A 1,018-nucleotide genomic window follows, 5' to 3' on the forward strand; every position below is an offset into this window, starting at 1 on the left:
AGCCCCTAGTGAGACTGAAGTTAGTGAGACTAAATATAGTGAGACTGATTCTTTATTTATTGAGGATGAGGAGGATAGGAATACTCAACCTATCTTAAAAAGAAAAGTAGAAAAGGTCACAAAATATGATCGAGATTATATTTGGGGATTGGTACAAGATCAATTTAGACGAGAGGGTTTTTCTGAAACAGCCAGTGAAATTGCTATGACTGATTTTGAGAGAATCTATCAGTATGCTCTTGACAATGTTCGCTTTGTTAGACGAGCGGAAGTGCTCGCTGAATTTGTGTTTAATGGCCTGTATTCTGTTTGGAATAACCGTGTTAGAAAAGGAGGTGGTTAAATGTCGTCAATCGAGTGGGTATTAGTCATTCTTATTTTAATTTCAAGTGGTGTGACTATTTGGACATTGATAGTCGATCAGAAAGGGGTGATAAAGAAATGAGATTTATTGATTTATTTTCGGGTATCGGTGGTTTTCGACTTGGAATGGAAAGTGTTGGACACGAGTGTATTGGATTTTGTGAGATTGATAAATTTGCTAGAGAATCTTATAAGTCCATTTTTCAAACGGAAGGAGAAATTGAATTTCATGACATACGAGATGTTTCAGATGACGAATTTAAAAAACTTAGAGGGAAAGTCGATGTCATCTGTGGGGGATTCCCTTGTCAAGCATTTTCAATCGCAGGAAGACGATTGGGATTTGAAGATACTAGAGGCACTTTATTCTTTGAAATTGCTCGAGCGGCCAAACAAATCCAACCACGTTTTCTTTTTCTTGAAAATGTTAAAGGCCTACTCAATCACGATAAGGGACGGACGTTCACCACAATCCTTACCACACTTGATGAGTTGGGGTTTGATGTTGAGTGGCAGGTGCTTAACAGTAAGGATTTTGGCGTTCCCCAAAACAGAGAGAGGGTGTTTATTATCGGACATTCTAGAAAGAGAGGTACCAGACTTCTATTTCCTTTCAGACGAGAAGGTCAAGCAACTAACTCTGAGACTTTAAAAA

1 protein-coding gene and 1 pseudogene are annotated in these 1,018 nt (G+C 38.3%); both read left to right on the top strand.

The window, feature by feature from the left end:
• Window positions 1–343, top strand: a pseudogene (locus CBI42_RS10850) (replication initiator protein A); the annotation flags it as partial.
• A 98-nt stretch (window positions 344–441) separates the two neighbouring features.
• The coding region (locus CBI42_RS10855; protein WP_142294112.1) for a DNA cytosine methyltransferase at window positions 442–1,018 on the top strand (577 nt) is incomplete at its 3' end.

This window comes from Streptococcus sp. KR, from assembly GCF_002238115.1.
Classification (GTDB): Bacteria; Bacillota; Bacilli; order Lactobacillales; family Streptococcaceae; genus Streptococcus.